This is a genomic window from Bradyrhizobium tunisiense (assembly GCF_042263385.1).
Classification (GTDB): domain Bacteria; phylum Pseudomonadota; class Alphaproteobacteria; order Rhizobiales; family Xanthobacteraceae; genus Bradyrhizobium; species Bradyrhizobium tunisiense.
Map to the genome: position 1 here is coordinate 384,515 of NZ_JBHLEV010000003.1, position 23,374 is coordinate 407,888.

General features: G+C 65.0%; 25 protein-coding genes and 1 tRNA gene. 14 read left to right on the plus strand and 12 right to left on the minus strand.

Annotated elements, in window-relative coordinates:
• Positions 1–7: 7 nt before the first annotated feature.
• The gene (locus ACFDR6_RS15055) at positions 8–874 is read right to left on the minus strand and encodes an alpha/beta fold hydrolase (protein WP_375858748.1); all 867 of its coding nucleotides are present in this window, start codon (positions 872–874) and stop codon (positions 8–10) included.
• Here ACFDR6_RS15055 and ACFDR6_RS15060 point away from each other — a divergent pair.
• Together ACFDR6_RS15060 and ACFDR6_RS15065 are read left to right on the plus strand one after the other, a co-directional pair.
• On the plus strand, positions 873–1,397 hold the full coding sequence (locus tag ACFDR6_RS15060; RefSeq protein WP_375858749.1) for a VOC family protein: 525 nt from the start codon (positions 873–875) through the stop codon (positions 1,395–1,397). The genes ACFDR6_RS15055 and ACFDR6_RS15060 overlap by 2 nt on opposite strands.
• A gap of 19 nt (positions 1,398–1,416) precedes the next feature.
• Entirely contained in the window at positions 1,417–2,343 is a 927-nt protein-coding gene (locus tag ACFDR6_RS15065; protein WP_375859119.1) for an arginase family protein, read from the plus strand.
• Positions 2,344–3,017: 674 nt separating this feature from the next.
• On the opposite strand, the gene ACFDR6_RS15070 is transcribed toward ACFDR6_RS15065, so the two are convergent.
• Positions 3,018–3,102: transfer RNA gene (locus ACFDR6_RS15070), tRNA-Leu, on the minus strand.
• Positions 3,103–3,259: 157 nt separating this feature from the next.
• Here ACFDR6_RS15070 and ACFDR6_RS15075 point away from each other — a divergent pair.
• Positions 3,260–3,802, plus strand: a complete 543-nt coding sequence (locus ACFDR6_RS15075) for a disulfide bond formation protein B (RefSeq protein WP_212079752.1) — start codon at positions 3,260–3,262, stop codon at positions 3,800–3,802.
• Between the two features lie 63 nt (positions 3,803–3,865).
• Here ACFDR6_RS15075 and ACFDR6_RS15080 read toward each other — a convergent pair whose 3' ends face one another.
• The gene (locus tag ACFDR6_RS15080) at positions 3,866–4,954 is read right to left on the minus strand and encodes an AbrB family transcriptional regulator (RefSeq protein ID WP_375858750.1); all 1,089 of its coding nucleotides are present in this window, start codon (positions 4,952–4,954) and stop codon (positions 3,866–3,868) included.
• 99 nt (positions 4,955–5,053) lie between these two features.
• Positions 5,054–5,362 (minus strand): PsiF family protein, encoded by a 309-nt coding sequence (locus ACFDR6_RS15085; RefSeq protein WP_317242163.1) that lies wholly within the window; start codon positions 5,360–5,362, stop codon positions 5,054–5,056.
• Between the two features lie 201 nt (positions 5,363–5,563).
• On the opposite strand from ACFDR6_RS15085, the gene ACFDR6_RS15090 reads away from it, so the two are divergent.
• Positions 5,564–6,055, plus strand: coding sequence for a hypothetical protein (locus tag ACFDR6_RS15090; RefSeq protein WP_212079755.1), 492 nt, complete (start codon positions 5,564–5,566; stop codon positions 6,053–6,055).
• A 67-nt stretch (positions 6,056–6,122) separates the two neighbouring features.
• Here ACFDR6_RS15090 and ACFDR6_RS15095 read toward each other — a convergent pair whose 3' ends face one another.
• Positions 6,123–6,671, minus strand: coding sequence for a TetR/AcrR family transcriptional regulator (locus ACFDR6_RS15095; RefSeq protein ID WP_375858751.1), 549 nt, complete (start codon positions 6,669–6,671; stop codon positions 6,123–6,125).
• A gap of 114 nt (positions 6,672–6,785) precedes the next feature.
• Here ACFDR6_RS15095 and ACFDR6_RS15100 point away from each other — a divergent pair, with 114 nt between their 5' ends.
• The 3 genes from ACFDR6_RS15100 to ACFDR6_RS15110 all read left to right on the plus strand — a co-directional run bounded on the left by ACFDR6_RS15100 (position 6,786) and on the right by ACFDR6_RS15110 (position 8,146).
• Positions 6,786–6,941 (plus strand): hypothetical protein, encoded by a 156-nt coding sequence (locus ACFDR6_RS15100; RefSeq protein ID WP_317242165.1) that lies wholly within the window; start codon positions 6,786–6,788, stop codon positions 6,939–6,941.
• Between the two features lie 3 nt (positions 6,942–6,944).
• On the plus strand, positions 6,945–7,388 hold the full coding sequence (locus ACFDR6_RS15105; protein WP_212079758.1) for a PaaI family thioesterase: 444 nt from the start codon (positions 6,945–6,947) through the stop codon (positions 7,386–7,388).
• A gap of 98 nt (positions 7,389–7,486) precedes the next feature.
• Positions 7,487–8,146 carry a DsbA family protein gene (locus tag ACFDR6_RS15110; protein WP_375858752.1) on the plus strand — a complete coding sequence of 220 codons (660 nt, stop codon included), beginning with the start codon at positions 7,487–7,489 and terminating at the stop codon, positions 8,144–8,146.
• Between the two features lie 77 nt (positions 8,147–8,223).
• On the opposite strand, the gene ACFDR6_RS15115 is transcribed toward ACFDR6_RS15110, so the two are convergent.
• The 3 genes from ACFDR6_RS15115 to ACFDR6_RS15125 all read right to left on the minus strand — a co-directional run bounded on the left by ACFDR6_RS15115 (position 8,224) and on the right by ACFDR6_RS15125 (position 10,575).
• Positions 8,224–8,430, minus strand: coding sequence for a hypothetical protein (locus ACFDR6_RS15115; RefSeq protein WP_212079760.1), 207 nt, complete (start codon positions 8,428–8,430; stop codon positions 8,224–8,226).
• Between the two features lie 80 nt (positions 8,431–8,510).
• Complete coding sequence (locus tag ACFDR6_RS15120; protein WP_375858753.1) at positions 8,511–9,581, minus strand: carboxylesterase family protein; 1,071 nt, start codon at positions 9,579–9,581, stop codon at positions 8,511–8,513.
• A gap of 22 nt (positions 9,582–9,603) precedes the next feature.
• The gene (locus ACFDR6_RS15125; protein WP_317242168.1) at positions 9,604–10,575 is read right to left on the minus strand and encodes a S1C family serine protease; all 972 of its coding nucleotides are present in this window, start codon (positions 10,573–10,575) and stop codon (positions 9,604–9,606) included.
• 285 nt (positions 10,576–10,860) lie between these two features.
• On the opposite strand from ACFDR6_RS15125, the gene ACFDR6_RS15130 reads away from it, so the two are divergent.
• The 6 genes from ACFDR6_RS15130 to ACFDR6_RS15155 all read left to right on the plus strand — a co-directional run bounded on the left by ACFDR6_RS15130 (position 10,861) and on the right by ACFDR6_RS15155 (position 18,163).
• On the plus strand, positions 10,861–12,279 hold the full coding sequence (locus ACFDR6_RS15130) for a M20 family metallopeptidase (RefSeq protein WP_317242169.1): 1,419 nt from the start codon (positions 10,861–10,863) through the stop codon (positions 12,277–12,279).
• Between the two features lie 261 nt (positions 12,280–12,540).
• Positions 12,541–14,331, plus strand: a complete 1,791-nt coding sequence (locus ACFDR6_RS15135) for a peptide ABC transporter substrate-binding protein (RefSeq protein WP_212079765.1) — start codon at positions 12,541–12,543, stop codon at positions 14,329–14,331.
• Positions 14,332–14,360: 29 nt separating this feature from the next.
• Positions 14,361–15,320 (plus strand): ABC transporter permease, encoded by a 960-nt coding sequence (locus ACFDR6_RS15140; protein WP_212079767.1) that lies wholly within the window; start codon positions 14,361–14,363, stop codon positions 15,318–15,320.
• A complete protein-coding gene (locus ACFDR6_RS15145) occupies positions 15,286–16,203 on the plus strand; it encodes an ABC transporter permease (protein ID WP_212079769.1) in 918 nt (305 codons plus the stop codon). The genes ACFDR6_RS15140 and ACFDR6_RS15145 overlap by 35 nt, the downstream gene beginning before the upstream one ends.
• Positions 16,203–17,198 carry an ABC transporter ATP-binding protein gene (locus tag ACFDR6_RS15150; protein ID WP_317242170.1) on the plus strand — a complete coding sequence of 332 codons (996 nt, stop codon included), beginning with the start codon at positions 16,203–16,205 and terminating at the stop codon, positions 17,196–17,198. The genes ACFDR6_RS15145 and ACFDR6_RS15150 overlap by 1 nt, the downstream gene beginning before the upstream one ends.
• Entirely contained in the window at positions 17,195–18,163 is a 969-nt protein-coding gene (locus ACFDR6_RS15155; RefSeq protein WP_317242171.1) for an ABC transporter ATP-binding protein, read from the plus strand. The genes ACFDR6_RS15150 and ACFDR6_RS15155 overlap by 4 nt, the downstream gene beginning before the upstream one ends.
• Positions 18,164–18,181: 18 nt before the next feature.
• On the opposite strand, the gene ACFDR6_RS15160 is transcribed toward ACFDR6_RS15155, so the two are convergent.
• Both ACFDR6_RS15160 and ACFDR6_RS15165 read right to left on the minus strand, forming a co-directional pair.
• Entirely contained in the window at positions 18,182–20,086 is a 1,905-nt protein-coding gene (locus ACFDR6_RS15160) for a sensor domain-containing diguanylate cyclase (RefSeq protein ID WP_317242172.1), read from the minus strand.
• A 176-nt stretch (positions 20,087–20,262) separates the two neighbouring features.
• A complete protein-coding gene (locus tag ACFDR6_RS15165; protein WP_212079779.1) occupies positions 20,263–20,484 on the minus strand; it encodes a dodecin in 222 nt (73 codons plus the stop codon).
• Positions 20,485–20,659: 175 nt separating this feature from the next.
• Between ACFDR6_RS15165 and ACFDR6_RS15170 the strand changes: the two genes are divergently transcribed.
• Positions 20,660–21,541 (plus strand): DMT family transporter, encoded by an 882-nt coding sequence (locus tag ACFDR6_RS15170; RefSeq protein WP_212079781.1) that lies wholly within the window; start codon positions 20,660–20,662, stop codon positions 21,539–21,541.
• A gap of 19 nt (positions 21,542–21,560) precedes the next feature.
• Here the strand turns inward: ACFDR6_RS15170 and ACFDR6_RS15175 are convergent, their stop codons facing one another.
• Together ACFDR6_RS15175 and ACFDR6_RS15180 are read right to left on the minus strand one after the other, a co-directional pair.
• The gene (locus tag ACFDR6_RS15175) at positions 21,561–22,118 is read right to left on the minus strand and encodes an HNH endonuclease (RefSeq protein ID WP_194405835.1); all 558 of its coding nucleotides are present in this window, start codon (positions 22,116–22,118) and stop codon (positions 21,561–21,563) included.
• A 210-nt stretch (positions 22,119–22,328) separates the two neighbouring features.
• Positions 22,329–23,306, minus strand: a complete 978-nt coding sequence (locus ACFDR6_RS15180) for a peptidyl-alpha-hydroxyglycine alpha-amidating lyase family protein (protein WP_317242174.1) — start codon at positions 23,304–23,306, stop codon at positions 22,329–22,331.
• Between the last annotated feature and the right edge of the window lie 68 nt (positions 23,307–23,374).

Consider the following 23,374-nt stretch of genomic DNA (forward strand, 5'->3'; position numbering starts at 1 on the left):
TTGCCCGTCAGGATCCGATCCGTTCCAGGAATGACCGCGTCAGCGAGACGACCTCATCGAGGTTGGTTTCAAGCAGCCAATGGCCGCCATCCAGGAGGTGCAGCTCGGCATCCGGCAGGTCACGCAGATAGGCTCGCGCAGACTGTTCGGGCATGTAATGATCTTGCGGCCCCCACACGATCAATGTCGGCGGCTTGTGCTGCTGAAGATAGCGGCGGTGCTCGGGAAACCATTGGCGGTTCGCCTTGAGGTCGAACAGAACGTCGGCCGCGGCGTTCTTTCGCCGCTCGGTCATCAACGACCAGTGCAATTGCCAGAGGTCCGGTGCGATGAGGCCCGCCAGATCTGAACGGACGTCGTTGAGGAATTCGTCGCGGAAATTTTCCTCAGTGACAGCCGCCCGCATCGCGGCACGCAATTCCTCATCGGGCAGCGACCAGGACTTCTCGATGTCGGCATATTTCGGGCCCAGCGCATCTTCGTAAGGGATGTCACCGTTCTGAATGATCTGGGCCACCACCCTCTCGGGCCGCATGATCGCCAACCTGGCTCCGACCGGTGAGCCGAAATCATGAAGGTAGATCACGAAGCGCTCGATCTTCAGCTCCGTCACGAACTGGTCGAGCCAGCTGGCATAGCCGTCGAAGCCATAGTCGAAGTCATCGGGTGTCCCGCTATAGCCGAACGCGGGATAGTCAGGAGCGATCAGTCGCCATTTGTCGGCCAGTCTCGGCATCAGATTGCGGAATTCGTAGGATGAGCAGGGATAGCCGTGCGGCAGGAGAACGACGGGCGCGCGTTCTGGTCCTGCTTCGCGGTAAAAAGTGTCCACCGATCCGATCTGAACCCTGCGATGTCTGACGCGTGTGTCCATGTTCGCTTCCTTTGTACATAAAGCGCCCTTTGCGGAAGGGGTTCCCCGGCATTCCATCTGTTCGCGCCGGGTAGAACACGCGGGTTCGGACGGAACAACGATCGCAAGCGACCGTTACGAACGACATTGGAACGGGGAGGTGGTCTTGATTCACCATGTCTCGGTCGGCACGAATGATGTCGAACGCTCGAAGCGCTTCTACGATGCCGTCTTGCCCATCCTCGGCATTGTTCCGATGGCCGAGGACGAGGGTGGACTGGGGTATGGAAGCGGCACGTTTCACTTCAGCGTTCAAGTACCGATCGACGGACAGCCTGCGACCGTCGGCAACGGCTCGCATATCGCCTTCGCCGTCGAGAACCGTTCGATGGTCGATCGATTTTACGCAGCAGCACTGAAGCACGGCGGCAGCGACGATGGCGCTCCGGGGCTGCGGCCGAATTACGATCCCAACTACTATGGGGCGTTCGTCCGCGATCCGGACGGTCACAAGATCGAGGCCGTGACCTATTCAGCGAAATAGTTGCGAGCGGGAGGCGCCCCTGTCGACCATTCCCTACGCCATCATCGAAGCTCCTTCCACGCTGGGCCTGGCGACCGACGGTGTGGAGCGCTTGCCCGAGCAACTCCTGGACCTTGGGCTTGCGGAGCGCATCGGCGCGCGACGCGCCGCGCGGCTGGCGGTGCCGCCGAAGGACCCGGCGCCCGATCCCGAGACCGGCATATTGAACGCCAGGGCCATTGCAGCATGGTCACCCGAGCTCGCCGATGCGGTGGAAGCGGTGCTCGACATGGGCGAGTTTCCGGTGGTGCTGGGCGGCGATTGCACGATCCTGTTGGGCGCGATGCTCGCGTTACGACGGCGCGGCCGCTACGGCCTGTTCTTTATCGACGGCCACGCCGATTTCTTCCAGCCCGAGGCGGAGCCCAATGGTGAGGGCGCTTCGATGGACCTTGCCCTCGTGACTGGCCACAGTCCGCCGCTCCTGACCGACATCGAGGGTCGCGGCCCTCTGGTCCGCCCTGAAGATGCTGTCGCGTTCGCGTATCGCGATCACCGGGATCAGGAGGAGTACGGAAGTCAGCCGCTTCCCGAAGTGCTCAAGGCGCTGGACCTCCCCGCAGTGCGCGCAAGGGGTATCGCGGCCGCTGCGTGCGAGGCGGTCGATCACCTGACGCGAGCCGAACTGGACGGCTTCTTCATCCATCTCGACGCCGACTGTCTCGACGACGCCGTCATGCCGGCTGTCGATTTTCGCGTGCCGGGCGGGTTGTCGTGGCACGAGTTGTCGACCGCGCTCCGCGTTGCCCTGGCGAGCGGCAAGGCGGTCGGCCTCGAGATCACCATCTACAATCCGCACCTGGATGCAGACGGCAGCGCCGGGCGCGGCCTCGCCGATTTGCTCGCAGCCACGCTCGGAACAGCAGCACCGACACGGCGACCAACCAGCGCTCGCCGGCGCAGCTGAGCGGACTCCGAACGACAGCGTGGGATGTCTGCCGGGCCGGCCACGCGGGACCGGAGGTTGGTCCAAAAGATTCTGGTTGACCGAAATTCGGAAATATCGTATATGCGTCGCCATCCCGGCCCATGGATAAGGGGCGTTTCGCGATCGTCACGATACGCGGGCGGGGTGGCGGTGGACGTGGAGCGCATCGGCGCGCCAGCAATCGCAGGGCGGGCTTTGCCCGTGAGCGGTTGAGCAGCGCGCACACGACCGGTGCGGTCCGCGTACGGCAAAAGCGTGTCGTCCTGACGCCCGGGGTCTGTGCGTCAAGGCTTGCGGTGATGTCGCTGCCCGACCGGGCGTGCGCATCAGTCATCCGCAAGGCGACGGGGGCAATAGTGCATCGCTCCCCGGGGAGAGCACGCCATAAGCCGTCAAACCACTGCGCAGGGAAAGGCCGGGATGTCCAGGCTGCCCTGTATGCCGCTGTGCATCTATCTTCGCGCAATTTGCGCACAGCGGACCGCGGGTGCCAGCCGGCGCCCGGCCTTCCCTGCGCCCTTTCCAAGGAAGGGGCGTCAAGAGAAGCACAGGACTCGGGCGTCATGCGCCGCGAGGCTGTAGGGGCGTGTCTTCGTAGCGGGGTGTCTTCGGTCTGGCATGGCCGCGCCACGCGAAACCCAAAGGGCGAAGCGTGGTGCCCCTGGCCGGAATCGAACCAGCACTCCTTGCGGAACTCGATTTTGAGTCGAGCGCGTCTACCAGTTCCGCCACAGGGGCCCTCGGTCGGCCCTTGAAGGGAGCGTCGCGAAGCCGGCGGACTATAGCCATGGACAAAGCGGGGTCAACCCGCGCCAAAGTGATGCCCAGCGTTCTCGACAGCCGCATGGACCGGAGTTAGAGGCTTGGGGGCGCGACCCACCGGAAAGAGGCTGCCGTGACGATCCAGAGTGCCGCGATACCTGCGTTCAAGCCGGCCGCCGGCGGCGCCGCGCTGGCGGCCTCGCTGCTCGTCACGCTGATCGCGGCCGCGACCATCGCGGGCGCCTGGTTCTTCCAGCTCGTGCTGGAGATCTTGCCCTGTCCGCTCTGCCTCGAGCAGCGCTACGCCTATTATCTCGCGATTCCGCTCGGTGCGCTCACGGCGATTGCGGCGCGAAGCGGCGCGCCGCGGCCGTTGCTGCTGGCGGGGCTCGCCATCCTCGCGCTGGCGACGCTCGCCAATGCCGGTCTCGGCGCCTACCATTCCGGCGTCGAATGGGGGTTCTGGAAGGGGCCGACCGATTGCTCCGGTCCCGTCGTCAACCTCGGCAATGCCGGCGATCTTTTTTCGAGGCTCGACACCGTGAAGGTGGTGCGCTGCGACGAGGTGCAGTGGCGCTTCCTCGGCCTCTCGCTCGCCGGCTTCAACGTGCTGATCTCGCTCGCGATGGCCGCGATCGCCGCATGGGGATTCGTGGCGACGGCGAAGCGTGCCTAGCTGCCGTAGGTGCCCTAGGGTCAAAGGCGCGCTCTTCGCGCGCCCGACGAGAGTGGCGCTCTGCTAATCGTCCACGTCGTCCTGGGTGCGTCCGAACAGATGCACGATCCCCGGCGTCGCGATCGTCACGAACACGAAGCGCGACAGATGATGGGCGCCGACGAAGATCGGGTCGATGTGCAACGTCAGCGCCAGGGCCAGCATGGCGTCCATCGCCCCGGGCGCGAAGGCGACGACGACGTCGGAGAATTTGACCTGCGTGGTGAGTGCGACGATGCCGACGAAAATGGCGGAGACGGCGATCGCCACGGTAAACGAGCCCAGCGCCGCGTTGATGTGGCCGGCGAGCGTCTTGATCCGCATCCGCGCGAAACGGCTGCCGATCAGCGCGCCGATCCCGACCAGAGCCGCGCCGCGGCCCCAGTCCGGCAGGCCACCCTCGATCCAGCCGGCGCCATGCAGCACGCTGGAGGCGATCATGGCGCCGAACATCCAGCTCGCCGGAAACCTGATCAGCCGCAGCAGAAGCGCCAGGGCCAGCGAGGCCGCGACCAGCTCCACGATGTCGAGCGGCGAGGCAATCGTCGTCGCCATCGGCGACGGCGCGGCAGAGGGGGCCACGCCTGCGAGCGCGAGCACCACCGGCAGTGCCGCGGTGAGGATGATGACGCGCATGGTCTGCACCACCGCGATGCCCGGCAGGTCGGCGCCGCGCTCGACCGCCAGGATCGTGATCTGCGACAGCGCGCCGGGGCTGCCGGCAAGGAAGGCCGAGGTGCGGTCCCAGCCATGGATACGTTGGAGGTAATAGCTCGAGCCGAAGGTCGAGCAGAAGGTTGCGAGCGCAAGCAGGCCGATGGTGAGGGGATAGGCGCCGACCTGCTGAAGCAGATGGCGCGAGACCACCGAGCCCAGCGAAATGCCGAGCAGCACCAGCACGGTCTGGGTCAGCAGCGGTGGCAGCGACAATTGGCGGCCGGCGATTGCGGCGATGGCGACCGCGATCATCGAACCCGAGATCAGCCCGCCGGGAAGGCCGGCAAACAGAAACACCAGGCCGCCGGCGGTGCCGATGACGAGCGTCTCCGCCGCGCTCAAGATACTGGCGCGGCTCGGCCATTTGAACGGCAGGGAGGCGGTGATCTGCTTCACGCCGCCTTATTGCAAATCGGCGAGAGGCGCACAATTGCAGGCTCGTCATGCCGCAATGCGCGCGCCTCGCCCTGATGTTCGTGGAGGATCGCGCGTGACTTACTTCTTGTCGGCGGCAGGCGCGGCAGGCGCGGCAGGGGCGGCGGGCGCGGCAGGCGCCGCGGTGCCGGCCCTCGCCTGCTTCTTGCACTCGCGGCGGAATTTCTTGCGCTCCTTGCCCTTCAATCCCTTGGCGTCCGCCTGCCTGGAGCATTCGAGCGATTCCGCCGAGCGTTCCTTCGGCGCCTTCCTGTCGGCAATGGCGGCTGCATCGGGCTTGGTTGCCGGCGCGGCGGTCTGCGCGAAGGCGGCGCCGCTGGCGAGGAGGGAGGCGAGAGCGACGGCGGCGAGGCGGGACGTGAAGGTCATGTGTTGCACTCTGCTTGCGAGAATTACGAAGGGCTGCGAACGTCGGCTCGCGTTGCTGAACGCGACATGAATGATGAGAACAACTCGATCACTATATTTTGCCGGCCTAATGCATCGCATCCTTGTCGCAAGCGGCCGGCACGCTAGGATAGCAATGTTCGTTTCACTTCCGTCGAGGAAGGCCAAGGAGGAGAACCAGGGATGACCGTTCAATCGAAACTGTTGTGTGTGATCGCAGCGTCGGGCGTTGTCGCATTCATGGCGAGCGCGCCGGCGCAGGCGCTGACATCGCAGGAATGCAGCGCGAAATATCAGGCGGCCAAGAAGGACGGCTCGCTCGGCACCATGAAGTGGAATGATTTCCGCAAAGCTCAGTGCGGTGCCGACGCAACGCCTGCGGCTGCGCCTGCCGCGGCGGCTCCGGCCGCGCCCGCGGCTCCCGCCGAGCCGAAGCAGGCGAAGAAGGAGGCCGCGCCCGCCGCCGCACCGGCGCTGCCGGCTGGTCCGGCGATCTATCCGAACGCGGTCGATCCGAAATATGCCAAGGAGACCGCCGGCAAGGCCCGCCTGCACACCTGCGTCGACCAGTACAACGCCAACAAGACCACCAACGCCAATGGCGGCTTGAAGTGGATCCAGAAGGGCGGCGGCTATTACAGCGAATGCACCAAGAAGCTGAAGGGCGCCGCCTGAGCTGGGGTCCAACGCGACAATGCGATGGCCGGAGTCGAGCTCCGGCCATTTCTCGCAAGCCAATCGCCTAGTCGAGCAGCTTTTCAGCCGACTTCGCCACCAGTTGCGCCCGCTTTCGCGGGCCGCGCTCGACGAACAAGAGGCTCTGGCCGAAGATGAAGCAGTAGAACAGGAAGGCCTGCGCCTCGGCCTCCTCGGCTGCAAGCCCGGTCGCGCGATAGAGTTCGGCGACGTGCTTGAGCCGCGCGGCATCCACGCCTGCCACCGCGGCCGCAGCGTTCTCGTCCGAACGAGCCCATTGCCGGATCGCGAGCTCGATCGCCATGGCTTCCGGGTTGAGCCGCTCCGAATAGAGCTGGATTACCGCCTTCAGCCGTTCGCGGGGCTCCTGGCCGTCGAGGCGAGTCTGTTGTGCAATCGAGGCTGCGCGCCCCTCGCGCCAGCGTTGCAGCATGGCATCGAGCAGCGCGGCGCGGTCGGCGAAGCGGCGGTAGAAGCCGCCCTTGGTGACGCCAAGCCTCTTGGCGAGCACCTCGACCCTGACACCCTCGACCCCCGAGCGGGCGAGCTCGGCAAACCCCGCCTCGACCCAGACATCGCCCTTGCCGTCGCTCATGAAGGAAGCCTCGCCAATTCTTGATACGGTGCCGTATTGCTAGCGCGGCGGCGCCCTGATACGCTACCGTATCAAGAAGCCGCCAAAGGGCAGAACAGAGCGGGAGGAATTGCGATGGAGCGAGAGGCGCCCTATCGCGGCACGGTCTATCCGTGGCAAAGCGATATTGCCGGCTTGCACATGGATCGCAGCCAGCGCAGCTCCACACCGTTCGTCGATGCCATCCGCGAAATTGCGTTGCGGCACCTTGCCGAAGTGGTTGGGGTGTAGGCCATGGCCGCGTTCGAGCCGAAGAATCCGGGGTATCGCGCGGCTGCCATTGCCTTGTTCGACGGTCAACCGGCGATGCGCACGCTCGGCATCGTGATCGTCCGCCTTGCGCCGGGCGAGGTCGAATTGGCAATGCTGCATTCGCCGGCCTTCACGCAACAGAACGGGTTCGTCCATGCCGGCATCATCACGGCAGGCCTGGATAATGCCTGCGGTGTTGCCGCATTCACCCTGATGCCATCAGAGGCGGATATCCTCACCGTCGAGTTCAAGACCACGCTGCTTGCGCCCGCCCGCGGCGAACGCTTCGTCTTCAAGGCCGAGGTGGTCAAGCCCGGCCGCACGCTGACCTTCTGCGAGGCCAAGGCCTTTGCCGAGCACGAGGGCAAGACCGCGCTGATCGCCACCATGACCGGGACGCTGATGGCGATGGTGCCCCGCGCCTAGCACGCGATGACATCGTGCCCGCGACACTCTATATGAACGGTAACAACTCCCGGTCCCGAACCGTATTTGCGAAAGATGGGACCGAAACGGGACGAGATATGGCTGAATCTGGGAATAAGGGCCTGGTGCCGACGCGGCGCGCGGCGCTGACACTGATCGGGGCGGCCGTCCTGGCGGTAGGCCGCATCACCTCGGCACGGGCAGCCGCCGAAAATGACGAGGTGCTGACCGAAGCCAAGGTGCTGCGCGACCCTGATACGCCGGTCGCCGGCAATCCGAATGGTAACATCACCATCGTCGAATGGTCCGACTACAATTGCCCCTATTGCCGCAAGCTCGAGCCCGAGCTGCGCCAGGTCGTCCAGGACGACGGCAAGGTGCGGTTGGTGATGAAAGACTGGCCGATCCTCGGGCCGGTCTCGGTCACGGCCGCGAGGAGCGCGCTCGCTGCGAAATTCCAGGACAAGTACCACCCGGCCCATGACGCCTTGATAGGCGTCAGCTCACGCCTGACCGAGCCGCGCATCAACGAGCTCCTCGCGGCCGCCGGCGTCGACATGGATCGCCTGAAACGCGATCTTGCCGGCCGTGGCAGCGACATCGACGCCCTGCTCAAGCGCAACAACGAACAGGCCGAAGCCTTCGGTTTCAGCGGCACCCCATCCTTCATCGTCGGCAAGTACCGCGTCCCCGGCGTGCTCAGCATGACCGAGTTCGAGCAGGTCATCGCCGATGCCCGCAAGGCCAAGATGAACTGACGCGCAGCGTTGGTCGTAGCCAACGCAAAGGCGCCGCCGCGGATCCGCGACGGCGCCTCATTCATGATACGGCCTCGTTACTTCGACGAGATCCGGACCCAGTCCTTGTGCGCGCGATCGCGCAGCGCATCCCAATCCGCCTTTGCCACGTCCCAGTTCACGATGGTGCGGTTGGCGGCCGCCACCTCGCCCTTGGCGACCGATGACGTCTGCATGGAATCATAGACGTAGACGCCGCCCGCAAGCAGCAGCGCGCCTAGGATCATTCCGAAAAAAGTCCGCATGGTAACCTCCGGTGACCGGCAATAACGTCGGCGCGATATGATGGTTCCCCGGCAGTGCGGCGCCGATAAGGAGGAGTTGTTCATCCCGCATTCAGCCACTGCATCAGCTCCGCATTGATCTCCCGCGGATAGGTGTGGCTGAGGTCGTCGATCTCGCGATAGCTGACATTAACGCCGGCCGCTGCGAGCGCCGCCTGCGTCTGGCGCGCGGTCTGCACGGGAAACATCCAGTCCAGCTTGCCGTGGGTGATGAAGACAGGCAGCCCCTGCAGGCGCGTGGCGTCGGCCATCTCCGCCATCAGCGGATGGAAGGTTGCGGACACCGGCGCGAGATGGGTGAAGGGCGAGGCGCCGTCGAGCCCGCTGACGTAACAGAAGGTGCCGCCGTCGCTCATGCCGGTCAGCAACATGCGCGAGGCGTCGACGGCCCAGCGGCTGCGCACGGTCTCGAGGATACGCATGAGATTGGGCGTGTCGGCATCATCACCCATCAGCGCCCAGGTCGGGCCGGTCGCGGTCGGCGCCACCAGGATCGCGCCGAGGCTGCGGGCATCGCGCAGCCAGCTCCACAGAAAGCCGCGTCCGTTGCCGCTGCCGCCATGCAGCGCCATCACCAGCGGCATGGCGCGACCTGGCGTGTAGTATTCGGGCACATAGACCGAGAAGCCGCCGCGGCTGCCGGGCTCGTTGTGATCGTGGAAGATGCCTGCCTGCTCGCCTGCACCGACTTCCAGCCGCGACAACAGGTCCGCATTTTCGCGATTGGCAAGGTTGAGAAAGAAGCTGCTCACCGGCGGAAACTGCGGCGCCAGCGGATAGAGCGCCTCCTGTGCGCGCGGCAGGTGGCGCAGCGCGCGGAAGACCGCGACGAGATCGCCATTGCCGCGCTCGACCTCGCGGATGCCGGCAAAGGCGGCGAGCGTCTCATCGCAGGCCCGATCCAGTCGCTCGCGCAGGCCGGCGAACTGCTCCGGCCAATCTCCGATCGCAGTGCGTGCGGCTCGCAGTGCCTCGTCCGGCGCGCCGATTGCGTTCATGACGGAGGCAAAGGCCGGCGGATGCAATTGCCTTTGGAAAAATCCAAGCGCTTCCAGCGCGTTGAGCAGCGGCGGCAGCACGGCCACGATGTCGTCCACAACGGCCTCGGTCATCGTGGATCCCTTCAGCGTAGACTCAATGCAGCTTCGGCGCCTTCAGCAGCTTGAAGCGGTCGGTCGAGGTCACCGTGACGTCGAAGGTGACGCCTTGGTGGTGCACGGTCAGCGGCACGTCGACGCCGGCGCTGCCGAGCGACCACAACTTCTTGTAGAAGGCGGTCTGGCTCGTGACCTTGTCGCCATCGACGGCGAGGATGATGTCGTCGGTCTTGAGCTCGGCGCGCGCCGCCGGACCGTTGGTGGAGATCCCGATCACCACCACGCGGTTGTCGATCTCGGTCGAGTAGAGCCCGAGCCACGGTCGCGCCGGCTTGTTGACGCGACCGAATCTGCGGAGATCGTCCAGGACCGGCTTCAACAGGTCGATCGGCACGACCATGTTGACGTGCTCGGCCTTGCCGTCGCGTTCGCGATCGAGCTGAAGCGAGCCGATGCCGATCAACTCGCCGTGCTCGTTGAGCAGCGCGGTGCCGCCCCAGTTCGGATGCGCGGGATAGGTGAAGACGGCTTCGTCCAGCAGATATTCCCAGTAGCCGGCGAATTCCTGCTTGGCCACGATCTGGCTCGCAACCGACCGCGTGCGGCCGCCGGCGCCGCCGACCACGACGCGGTCGCCGATCCGGGTTGCCGCCGATGAGCCGAGCGGCAGCGGCTCGATGTCGAGCTGGCCGAGCGCCTGTACAAGCCCGAACCCGGTCTCGGAATCGAAGCCGAGCGCATGCCCCTCCACCACGCGTCCGTCGGCCCGGTGCAACCAGACCGACTCTGCCTCAGTGATGAGATAGCCGATGGTGAGGACCAGGCCGTCGTCAATCACGACGCCGTTGCCGGCGCGTTCGGTGCCCAGCGTCTCGGCGCTGAAGGCGTCCGGCGGGACGATGGCGTGCAGGCCGACGACGGATGCGAGCGCGCGGTCGAGATCGAAACCGTAGTCGCTCGTCCGCGGCTGATTGGCCGGCGGCACTCTCCATTCGGTCAGGGCGGGCATGGAGTTCTCCTGGCTGAGTGCATCGCTCCGCCATGCGAGCGGAGCGACGCGCGAAGCAGGTATAATTTATGCTGGGGGAGGCCGTCTTGAAAGCCTCGTTCCCAACTATTCCGGAGCAGGCCGTCTGAAATCTTCGCAATGCGCAGGAACTGACGTGCACAGGAGGCAGGCGGCCGCTCATTCCGGCCTCAACCGCATGGCTGATGTCCTCGCCGCTGCTAGGCGCCGTGCGATGAAGCTGCTAACCATTGCCGCTTCGTTTGACCAGGGATCACGGAACGAAGCATGGATAACCGCAGCGACATCTGGCGTGGCATCGACACGATCAAGGGGCGTTTCATCGACCTCAGCGACAAGGTCTGGGGCATGCCCGAGGTGTGCTACACCGAGGCGCGGTCCGCCGCCGAGCATCTCGCCGAGCTGCGTCATCAGGGTTTTCGCATTACGGAGAACGTTGCCGGCATACCGACCGCGGTGATGGGCGAATGGGGCGAGGGCGGTCCGGTCATCGCCTTCATGGGGGAATACGACGCGCTGCCCGGCCTCAGCCAGGAGGCAGGCGTCGCCGAGCATCGCCCGGTCGAGACCGGCGGACACGGCCATGGCTGCGGTCACAATCTGCTCGGTTCCGCCGCACTGCTCGCCGCGACCGCGATGAAGGATTGGCTCGCCGAGAACAAGGTGCCCGGTCGCGTGCGCTATTACGGCTGCCCGGCGGAAGAAGGCGGTGCGGCAAAGGCCTTCATGGTGCGCTCGGGTGCGTTCGAAGATGCCGACATCGCCATCACCTGGCATCCGCACAGCTTCTGGGAGGTCGCGGTGACGCCCTCGCTCGCCAACACGCGCGCGGACTTCATCTTCACCGGCCGAACCTCGCATGCCGCGGCCTCACCGCATCTCGGCCGTTCCGCGCTCGATGCGGTCGAGTTGATGAATGTCGGCGTGAACTACATGCGCGAGCATATGCCGAGCGATGCGCGCGTGCATTACGCGCTGCTCGACACCGGCGGCATTGCCCCCAACGTGGTCCAGGCCCATGCGCGGGTGCGCTATTCGATCCGCGCCCGTGATCTTCCCGGCATGAACGAGCTGGTCGGACGCGTGAGCAAGATCGCAGAGGGCGCTGCGCTGATGACCGAGACCAAGGTGGAGATGAAGATCATCTCCGCGGTCTCGAACATCCTGCCGAACGCGCCGCTGGAGCAGGCCCTGCACCGGGTCATGGAAGAGCTCGGACCGCCGCATTTCGACGATGCGGACAAGAGCTTTGCCGGCCAGATCCGCGCGACGTTGAGCGACAAGGATATCGCGTCGGTCTATTACGCGATCGGCATGGAGCCGACCGATCGGCCGCTGGCCGACTTCCTGGTGCCACTGGATGCCAAACGCAACCCGCTGGTCGGCTCGACCGACGTCGGCGACGTCAGCTGGGTGGTGCCGACGGTGCAGGTTCACGCCCCCACGGTTGCAATCGGCACGCCCTTCCACACCTGGCAGGTGGTGGCGCAGGGCAAGAGCCCACATGCCCACAAGGCCATGGTACAGGCGGCCAAGGCGATGGCTGGTCTCGGCATCAAGGCGCTGACGGATCCGGAGCTGATCAAGGCAGCCAAGGCCGACCTCAAGATGCGGACGGCCAAGACGCCCTATGTCTGTCCGCTGCCGGATCACGTTGAGCCGCCGCTCGACATGTCCGTCGCGTAGAATTCGCCTCGATACTTCGTCTGATCCGACGAACAAATTTTTCGCACTGCAGCGTGCAATCCAGCATGTTTTGATGCTGGATTGCCGAACGGATGGGCTGCGGGACGCTGGTTTTGCCCAACAGACAGCCAGAAGACCGTTTGCATACACACGGTCGCAGTTGACGCGCCCCCCATTCGGTGTGCCATCTACTGCCAGCCAAATGGGCAGCCGCGTTTCCCGGCCGCCCTCATCACGATGGGAACCAGACGGGGGACAACCATGCTGGATAAAGAACTGCGTTCGATGATCGGCCAGGTGAAGGACGGGCGGATGGATCGCCGCGCCTTCATCAAGCGCATGGCCGCGGTCGGTCTTACCGCTCCCCTGGCCAACCAGCTCCTCGCGCTCGGCGGCGTTGCCATGGCGCAGAGCCCCGCGGCCTATAAGCCGACCAAGCGCGGGGGCGGCGGCCCTCTCAAGCTGCTGTGGTGGCAGGGGCCGACGCTGCTCAATCCACATTTCGCCACCGGCACCAAGGATCAGGACGGATCGCGCCTGTTCTACGAGCCGCTCGCAAGCTGGGACGCCGACGGCAATCTCAACCCGATTCTCGCCGCAGAGATTCCCTCCCTTGCAAACGGCGGTCTCGCCGCCGATGCCAAATCCGTGGTCTGGAAAATCAAGCCGGGAGTGAAGTGGCACGACGGCAAGCCGCTCACCGCCGACGACTTCGTGTTTACTTGGCAGTATGCCAGCGACCCCGCCACGGCCGCCGTCAGCATCAGCACCTATGGTGAAATTACGGTCGAGAAGGTCAACGATCTTTCGATCCGCATCCTGTTCAAGACGCCGACGCCATTCTGGGCGAATGCCTTCGTCGGCGCGTATGGCTGCGTTCTCCCGAAGCATCTGTTCACCGACTACAAGGGTTCGAAGTCCCGCGAGGCGCCGAACAATCTGGCCCCGGTGGGCACCGGTCCCTACAAGTTCGTCGAGTTCAAGCCGGGCGATGTGGTCCGCGGCGAGCTCAATCCCGACTATCACATGCCCAATCGTCCGCATTTCGACACGATCGAGATGAAGGGCGGCGGCGATGCCGTCTCGGCGGCGCGCGCGGTGATCCAGACCGGCGAATTCGATTTCGCCTGGAACATGCAGGTCGAAGACGACGTGCTGCTGCGTCTGGAGAAGGGCGGCAAGGGCAAGACCGTCTATGCCACGGGCGGCGACATCGAGTTCATCGCGATCAACTTCACCGATCCCAACACCGAGGTCGATGGCGAACGGTCCTCGATGAAGACCAAGCATCCGATTTTCTCCGATCCGAACGTGCGCAAGGCGCTGTCCCTGCTGGTCGATCGTGAGTCCGTCAAAAAGGCGATTTACGGTCGCGCCGGCCGCACGACCGCCAACTACCTCAACGGCCCCGAGAAGTTCGTCTCCAAGAACACCTCGTGGGAGTTCAACATCGAGAAGGCGTCGAAGATGCTCGACGACGCCGGATGGAAGGTCGGAGCGGACGGCATCCGAGAGAAAGACGGAAAGAAGTTCAAGCTTCTGTACCAGACCTCGACCAACGGTCCGCGCCAGAAGACCCAGGCGATCGTCAAGCAGGCCTGCCAGAAGGCCGGCATCGACGTCGAGTTGAAATCGGTCGTGGCCTCGGTGTTCTTCTCGTCGGACGTGGCCAACCCCGATACCTACCCCAAGTTCTATGCGGACATCGAGGAATTCCAGATCCCGATGACGCAGCCGGATCCGGCCTTGCACATGCGCCGCTACATCTCCGCCAACGTTGCCACCAAGGAGAACAAGTGGCAGGGCCAGAATTTCCCGCGCTATGTCAACAAGGACTATGATGCCGCCATTGCGGCGGCCGAGACCGAGACCGATCCGGTCAAGCGCGCGGCGCTCTACATCAAGTGCAACGATCTGCTCTGGCAGGACACCGTGTTCATTCCGGTGATGCATCGCCTGAAGGTGGAAGCCGCGGCCAACGCGCTTCGGCCAGCGCTGAGCGGTTGGGCCAATGAGACGGACAACATCCAGGACTGGTACCGAGACGCGTGAGGGACGGCCGCTAGGAGGATCCTTCCCTGATGAGTCAGTATGTCCTGCGTCGCCTGCTGATCGCGATTCCGAGCCTGCTCGGCATCTCGGCAGTGCTGTTCTTCGTGCTGGCGCTGGCTCCCGGCGACCCGTTCTCCGAACTGGCGACCAATCCGAACGTGCCGCCCGAAGTGCAGGCCGCGCTTCGGGCCAAATTCGGCCTGGATGATCCGATCTACCTCCGCTACCTGCATTGGCTCAACGCCATGCTGCACGGCGACTGGGGTTTTTCGTTCGTCAGCCGGATGAACGTCGATACGCTCATCCTCCAACGCCTTCCGACGACACTCTATGTGATCGGCTCGGCACAGATTCTGGCGCTGCTGGTCGCAATTCCCGTCGGTGTCTATGCGGCGACCAAGCCTTATTCGGTGTTCGACCAGGTCGCCAACACGCTCGCCTTCGTCGGCTTTTCGCTGCCGACCTTCTTCACCGGCATCCTGTTCATCCTGATCTTCTCGGTCACACTGGACTGGCTGCCCTTCGTCTATACCACCGACATCAAGGGCACCGGCATCCGCTGGGTGCTGGAGATGATCCGGCAGGCGATCATGCCGGTGGCGGTGCTCGGCCTGTTTCAGGCGGCGTCGATGACGCGTTTCGTGCGCTCGGCGATGCTCGATGTGATCAGGCTCGATTACGTCACCACGGCGCGCGCCAAGGGCCTCGGCCAGGCCAAGGTCATCGTCAAGCACGTGATGCGCAACGCCATGATCCCGGTCGTGACGCTGATCGCGCTGCAAATGCCCGCCGTGTTCGGCGGCGCCATCGTCACCGAGCAGATCTTCCGCATCCCCGGTATCGGCTCGCTGCTGATCTCTTCGATCCTGTCCAACGACACGCCGGTGGTGATGGCCGTGACCTTCGTCTTCGCGTGCCTCGTCGTGCTGTTCAATCTCATCGCGGACGTCCTGTATGGCTGGCTTGACCCTCGCATCTCCCTCCGCTGAGCGGCGGGTCTATTCGCCCTGGCGCGAGACATGGCGGCGCTTTAGCCGCCACAAGCTCGCCGTGGTCAGCGCCTTCCTGCTCCTCATCCTGGTGCTCGCCGTCGTTCTCGGGCCCTTCGTCTGGCGCATCAAGATCAACGAGATCGACATCGTTGCGGGCCTGCAAGGGCCCTCGCTCGCCCATCCCTTCGGCACCGACGATCTCGGCCAGGACATTCTGGCGCGCATGATCTATGGCGGCCGCATCTCGCTCGCGGTCGGCCTCGCCGCGATGCTGGTCTCCGTCTTCATCGGCACGCTGATCGGCGCGCTCGCCGGCATGTCGCGCGGAGCGCTCGGGCACGGTTTGATGTGGCTGACCGACCTGTTCCTGTCACTGCCGCAACTGCCGCTGCTCCTCCTGCTCATCTATCTCTTCCGCGAGGGGCTGAAATCGGTGTTCGGTCCCGAAGGCGGCATCTTCATCCTGATCGTGCTCGTCATCGGAGGCCTGCGCTGGATGCCGGTGGCGCGGCTCGTGCGCGCGCAGTTCCTGTCGATCCGCGAAAAGGAGTTCGTCGAGGCGGCCCGCGCGCTCGGCGCCAGCCCGGCGCGGCAGGTGGTACGGCATATTCTGCCCAACGCGCTCGGCCCGGTGATCATCGCCGGCACCATCGACGTTGCCGCGGCGATCATCGCGGAATCGACGCTGTCCTTCCTCGGCCTCGGTTTCCCGCCTGATACGCCGACCTGGGGCCGCCTGCTGTATGACGCCAAGGACTTCCTCGACATCGGCCCGCATTGGGCATTGTTTCCGGGCGGCGCGATCTTCATCGCGGTGGTCGCGATCAACTTCATCGGCGACGGCCTGCGTGATGCGCTTGATGCGCGACGGGTGATCTGATGGCGCCCCTGCTCGAGATCAAGGGGCTGAAAACCCACTTCTCCACCGACGACGGCATCCTCCAGGCCGTCGATGGCGTCGACATCTCCATCAACCGGGGCGAGACGCTCTGCGTCGTCGGCGAATCCGGCTGCGGCAAGACCGTGACCGCGATGTCGATCCTGAAGCTGATCGCGATGCCGCCTGGCCGGATCGCGGCGGGCCAGATCATCTTCGAGGGCCGCGATCTCGTGCCGCTGACCAGCAATCAGCTCGACGAGATCAGGGCCAAGGAGATCGGCTTCATCTTCCAGGAGCCGATGACCTCGCTCAACCCGGTGTTGACCATCGGCGAGCAGATTGCCGAGAGCCTGCGCCGTCACGAAGCCGTGACGAGGAAGCAGGCGCTCGATCGCACCATCGAGATGCTGAAGCTGGTGCAGATCCCCAACGCCGAAGGCCGCGTGCACAATTATCCGCACCAGTTCTCCGGCGGCATGCGCCAGCGCGTGATGATCGCGATGGCGCTCGCCTGCAAGCCGAAGCTGATCATCGCCGACGAGCCCACCACCGCGCTCGACGTCACCATCCAGGCGCAGATTCTCGACCTGCTCCAGGACATGAAGGAGCGCTTCGGCATGGCGGTGATGTTGATCACCCATGCCATGGGCGTGGTTGCCGAGACGGCGCAGCGCGTCGTCGTGATGTATGCCGGCAAGGTGGTGGAGGAGGCGCCGGTCGACGAGCTGTTCGGCAATCCCCGCCATCCCTATACCCAAGGATTGATCCGCTCGATCCCGCGCATCGATCTCGACAGCGAGCACAAGACGCGGCTCGAGGCGATCGGCGGCACGGTGCCGATCCTGATCAATCCGCCGGTCGGCTGCCGCTTTGCGCCGCGCTGCAAATTCGCCATGGACGTCTGCACCGAGAAGGAGCCGCTGCTGCGCGAGGTTTCGCCCGGCCATCGCATGGCCTGTCACCTCGGCGATCCGAACCTGGGAGCCGCGTCATGAGCGAACCCCTGCTGCGCGTCAGCGGCCTGAAGAAACATTTTCCCGTGCTCGGCGGCCTGTTGTCGCGCCAGGTCGGCACCGTCTATGCGGTCGACGGCGTGTCGTTCTCGGTCAACCGCGGCGAGACGCTCGGTCTCGTCGGCGAATCCGGTTGCGGCAAGTCGACCACGGGACGCTGCGTGCTGCGCCTGATCGAGCCGACCGACGGCGAGGTCACTTTCGACGGCCAGGACGTGCGCCAGCTCGGCGGCAATGATCTGCGCGCGATGCGGCGGAACATGCAGCTGGTGTTCCAGGATCCGTTCGCCTCGCTCAATCCGCGCATGACGGTCGGCGCGATTCTCGGCGAGGCCTTCACCATCCACAATCTCGCCTCCTCCGTGAAGGAGCGCGAGGAGCGCGTCGCCGGTCTCCTGGTCAAGGTCGGGCTCAAGGCGGAGCACATGCGGCGTTACCCGCATGAATTCTCCGGCGGCCAGCGCCAGCGCATCGTGATCGCGCGCGCGCTCGCGGTCGAGCCGAAGCTGATCGTCTGCGACGAGCCGGTCTCGGCGCTCGACGTGTCGATCCAGGCCCAGGTCATCAACCTCTTGGAGGATCTCCAGGCCGAGCTGAACCTCACTTATCTGTTTGTCGCGCACGACCTCTCGGTGGTCGAGCACATCTCCGACCGCGTCGCGGTGATGTATCTCGGCCGCATCGTCGAGCTGGCGAAGGCGAGCGATCTCTACCGCAACCCGCAGCATCCCTATACGAGGGCGCTGTTGTCGGCGGTGCCCGTGCCCGATCCAAAACTGAAGCGCGAGCGCATCCGCCTCAAGGGCGACGTGCCGAGCCCGATGAAGCCGCCGTCGGGCTGTCACTTCCACACCCGCTGTCCGATCGCCCAGCCGCGCTGCGCGGAAAGCGCGCCGGAGCTGAGGGAAGGAGCGGGCGGACACTTCGTCTCGTGCCATCTGGCATGAGGACCGTCATCGATCTCGTCACGCGGTCTTCGCGGGCCACGGTATGACCTGTCCCGACATCACCAGCCGGTCACGGCCGCCGTCCTTCGCGGCATAAAGCGCGCGGTCGGCGGCGGCGACCAGCGTGCTGCAGTCCATCGCGGTCTCGGACGGAACAGCCGATGCGCCGCCGAGGCTCGCAGTCACCAGCCGGGACGGCGGATTTTGCCCATGCAGCATGGCGAGCTCCTTCAGTGCCAGGCGAATTCCCTCGCCGACCTCGGCGCAGCCGTCAGGGCCGGTGTTCGGCAACAGGACGGCGAATTCCTCGCCGCCATAACGCGCGGCGAGGTCGGCCGGCCGCCTGGCCTGCGCCGATAGAATCCGGCCGAGCGCGCGCAGGCAGGCGTCGCCCGCCAGATGTCCGTAATGGTCGTTGAACTTCTTGAAATGATCGACATCGATCAGCAACAGCGAGAGCTGCGTGCCGTCGCGCCGGGCCCGCGCCCATTCGTCGGCCAGCCGCTCGTCGAATGCGCGCCGGTTGGCAAGGCCCGTGAGGCCGTCGGTCGTTGCCAGCGAGGCGAGCCTGTCCTGAAGATCCTTCTGCTCGGTCATGTCGCGCACGACCGCGACGACGCCGTCGATCTCGCCGCTGTCTGACGCCAGCGTCACGTGCAGCGCCGCCTCGGCCCAGATCTCGCCCTTGTCGCGATGACGCTGGCGATAGACGAACCGAGCCTCCTCGGCTTCGCCGTTCTTCAGCGCGGCGATGGCCTGCTCGACCCGCTCCATGTCGTCCGCGTGAATGCCGGCGATGGCCGACGTGCCAAGCAGCTCTTCGGCCGACCAGCCGGTGATGCGCGCGCAGGAAGGCGAGACGTAGAGCAGCCGGTTATCCAGACCGATGCGGGTCACCATGTCGCTGGATTGCTCGGCCAGCAGGCGGAAATTGGCTTCCTTGGCGACGAGGGCCTGTGCCGTGCGTTGCCGCTGCAGCAACTGACGGACAAGATAGTAGCCGATTACGGCGATCAGCAGCACGAGGCCGAGGACGAAGGTCATGCGCGCGGCTGCCGCGCGGCGCCAGGGGGCCAGCACGTCGTCCTGCGACTTGCTCGCCAGCACCAGCAGGGGATAGCGGCTGCTGCGCTGGTAATAGCTCAGCCGCTGCACGCCATCGAGCGGCGACTTGAAATAGTAGACCGCCGCGTCGGGGCGGCTTTCCCAGCCATTGAACAAGGGCGCATTGGACAGGTCGCGTCCGACGAAGGCGCCGCTCTCGTCGCGGCTGCGCGCCAGCATGATGCCACGGCTGTTGAGCAACGATGCCGAGCCGTTCGGGCCGATGTCGAACCGCTCGTAGAACTTGACGAAATAGCTGACGTCGATCGTGAGCAGAGCAACGCCGGCGAAGCCGCCGTCGGAATCGTTGATCCGGCGGGACGCGGTGATGATCCATTGGCCTCCGGAGCGGCTCTTGACCGGAGGTCCGATCAGCGTGCCCGGTTCCGGCGAGTCGCGATGGCGCCGGAAATAATCACGATCGCTGTTGTTGAGCTTGGAGAAGTCGAGGCGCTCGGTCGTGGCAAGCCACCGGCCGCTCGCGTCATAGATGAAGATGCCGCGGATGCGGTCCGATGATTTGCGCGTCGGCAGATAGGCCTGGAGCTTTGCGATCGTGTCCGGCCCGGTTCCGTCGATTTCGAGCCGATGGACCAGTCCAACCAGGAGCGTGTCGGCGAGTTCGAACGTGTCGTCCGCATGCTGGACCAGGGAATGCGCCACATTGGCGACCTCGACTTCGGCGTTCCTGAGATCAGCCTCGCGCGCTTCCCATTCGCGCCAGGCACTCAAGCCCAGGATGGCGACGCAAATCAAGGCGACGAACCCCGCCGCCCAGAGCGGAAGAGGCGTCTTGCCGAGTTCGCGGCCCGTGACCATCAGGCTTGCTCCAAATTGGTGCAAACCTCTCACCTTCACCTTAACGGCCTGTTGCAATATTTGCGATGATTGCGCCGGTCCGTAGTGGACCGGAGACGGTCGCGGATATCAGATCCGCTCGCCGGGCGGATGTCACGCCGCGCCGCGCGCGACGGTTCCGCCCGGCGTCCACCGCGTCATCCCTCCAGCGTGAAGCCGACGCGCAGCGTCACCTGGTAATGACCGACGGTGCCGTTCTCGATGTGGCCGCGCGTCTGCACCACCTCGAACCATTTCATCTCGCGAACGGTCTTGGCAGCGCGGCTGATCGCATTCTTGATCGCGTCCTCGATCGAGGTTTCCGATGATCCGACGAGATCCAGGATCTTGTAGACGTGATCACTCTCGGTTGCGGGCATGAGTGTTTTCCTGTTTCATTGGGTGGCCGACGAACGCGTTTGGTGAACGTGCATGCCGGTGCGCATGGCGTCGAGTCTGAACGGGCACGGGCGCTTCGAGTTCCCAGCGTCGTGATGGCCCCGCATGCGCCAGCCGAGGTGGAGCCGGCCGTGCTTGCCTGCTAAGCGCTTAGTCATGGATCCCGCGCGACGCGACAGGACGATCGGCGCTCTCTGCCTCTGCGTGACGGCCTTCGGCTGGGCGTTGAACTGGCCGCTGATGAAGCTGCTGCTCCAGCAATGGCCGCCTCTGTTCGCGCGTGGACTTGCGGGCGTTTGCGCCTCGCTCATTCTCGGCGCTCTGGTGCTGAGCCGGAAGGAGTCGTTTGCCGTTCCGCGCGAGGCCATCCCGCGGCTGGTGTTTGCGACCCTCACCAACGTGGTCGCCTGGATGGGGCTCGGCACGGTCGCGATGAAATATGTGACGGTGAGCGAGGGCGCTCTGCTCGCCTACACCATGCCGATCTGGGCGATGCTGTTCGCCTGGCCGGTGCTGCACACGCGGCCGGCCCTGCGGGATATCCTCGGGCTGGTCCTCGGCGTTGCCGGCGTCACGCTGCTCTTGAGCGGAAACGGCTTTGCGTTCACCGCCGACAAGCTGCTGGGTATCGTGCTCGCGCTGCTCTGCGCCATCCTGTTCGCGCTCGGCAACGTGCTCAACCGCAAGCCGCTGCCGATGCCGCCGCTGGTCGTCGTCGCCTGGCAGGTCGGGCTCGGTTGCGCCACGATGCTGGTCCTCGGTGTGCTGTTCGAGGGTCCCGACGTCACTGCGATCACCCCGGTGGGGCTCGGCTGCTTCGTCTACATGACATTGGTGCCGATGGGCGTCTGCTACGTCACCTGGTTCGAGACGCTGCGCCGCCTGCCACCGACGACGGCCTCGACCGGCATGCTGATCGTGCCGGTGATCGGCGTGGTCTCCGCCGCCATCATTCTGGGCGAGCCGCTGGGCTATCGCGAATGGACGGCAATGGCGCTCACGCTCGGCGGCGTGACGCTGGCGTTGCAGCGGGGATAACCCGTTCGCAGGCTCTCCGCTACGGATCCAGCTCTGTATCCCAGTACAGATAGTCCAGCCAGCTGTCGTGCAGGTAGTTCGGCGGGAACAGGCGGCCGTTGCGGTGGAGCTGGTGCACGGTCGGCGCGAACGCGCTCTGCCGCGGAAACATCCTGGCCTGAGCCGGCGTCAGATTGCCCTTGCGCAAGTTACACGGCGAGCACGCCGCGACCACGTTCTCCCAAGTGGTCTGACCGCCTTTGCTGCGCGGGATGATGTGGTCGAAGGTCAGGTCTTCGGGCGAGCCGCAATATTGGCAGGCGAAACGGTCGCGCAGAAAGACGTTGAATCGGGTGAAGGCGGGGTGGGTGGTCGGTTTGACGAAGGATTTGAGCGAGACGACGCTCGGCAGCTGCATTTGCAGGGTCGGACTGTGGACCGCCTGATCGTAGTGAGCGACGATGTTGACGCGGTCGAGGAACACCGCCTTGATCGCGTCTTGCCACGACCAAAGAGACAGCGGGTAGTAACTCAGCGGCCGGAAGTCCGCATTCAGCACCAACACCGGCCAACTGCCTTGCGAGACATGTGCGTTCAAGTAACGCTCCCGGCCTCCAATGTACGCTGCGAAGCAGCATGTACTGACATACTACATGCAGCGTGACGGGATTGTGAAGCCCGTTGAGCGACTTATTCAGGCCGAAGCAATACGGCGGCGAGGTGGCAGGAGCGCTCAAAAAGCCGCGATCTCAAGGGGCAGCCTGGCTGGTCCGGGACCGCTTGTCCCTGTACGGCGTGATTTGCCGCGCTACTCCCGTACCCGCTCCAGCTTCTGCAAGCACCGCGTTGCGCGCACGGCGGCCGGCATCTCCTCGTCCGGAAAGCTCGTCTTCCAGTCGGTGACGCCGACCTCGCCGACATAGATGTCGCCTTTCGAATCCAGCGCGATGCCGTGGGGCGCCAGGAATTTTCCGCTGGCAACGCCCGGGCCCTCCTCGCCGCCGAGCCGCGCGATGCGCTTGCCCTTGGCGTCAACGATCGACAGCCGCGGGCCGAGATTGGGCACCTTGCGGTTGACGGCCAGGCCGGGCCCGAGCTCGCCGATCACGAAGATCGGACTGTTAGCCCCGCCGCTGCAGCACAGCGCACAGGGTCGGTGAAGATTGTTCCACTGCGTCTCGTATTTGCCCTCGCCGTTGAACACCTGTACGCGATGGTTCTCGCGGTCGGCGACGTAGACCCAGCCGTCGGCATCGGTGGCGATGTTGTGCACGATGTTGAACTGGCCGGGATCGGTCCCCGGCTCGCCCCAGCTCTTGAGCAGCTTGCCGTCGGGGGTGAACTTGTGCACGCGCGCATTGCCATAGCCGTCGGAGACATAGATCTCGCCCTTCGGCGACAGCGCGGTGTGGGTGCAACGGTGGAACGGCTCGCCGCTCATGAACGGCGACGGCTTTGCGGGGATGCCGATCGTCAGCAGCACCTTGCCGTCGGTGGTACATTTGCGCACGGTGTGGTCGCCATCGTCGGTGCAGTAGAGATTGTCGTCGGCATCGATGTGCAGGCCGTGCGCGCGCGAGAACAGCCCCTCGCCGAAGCTGCGCAGGAAATTGCCGTCACGGTCGAGCACCACCATCGGATGGGCGCCGCGGTTGAAGACGTAGATCCGGTCGCGGCTGTCAACGGCGACGGAGGCGACATCGGTGAGCTGCCAGCCGTCCGGCAGCTTGGCGAAATTTTCGACGACGCGGTAGCGGTGCTCGCCGGTGCCGAGAATGGCTGGCATGATTTCTTCCTCCTGTCATTCCGGCTCCTGTCATTCCGGGGCGCGCGTAGCGCGAGCCCGCAATCCAT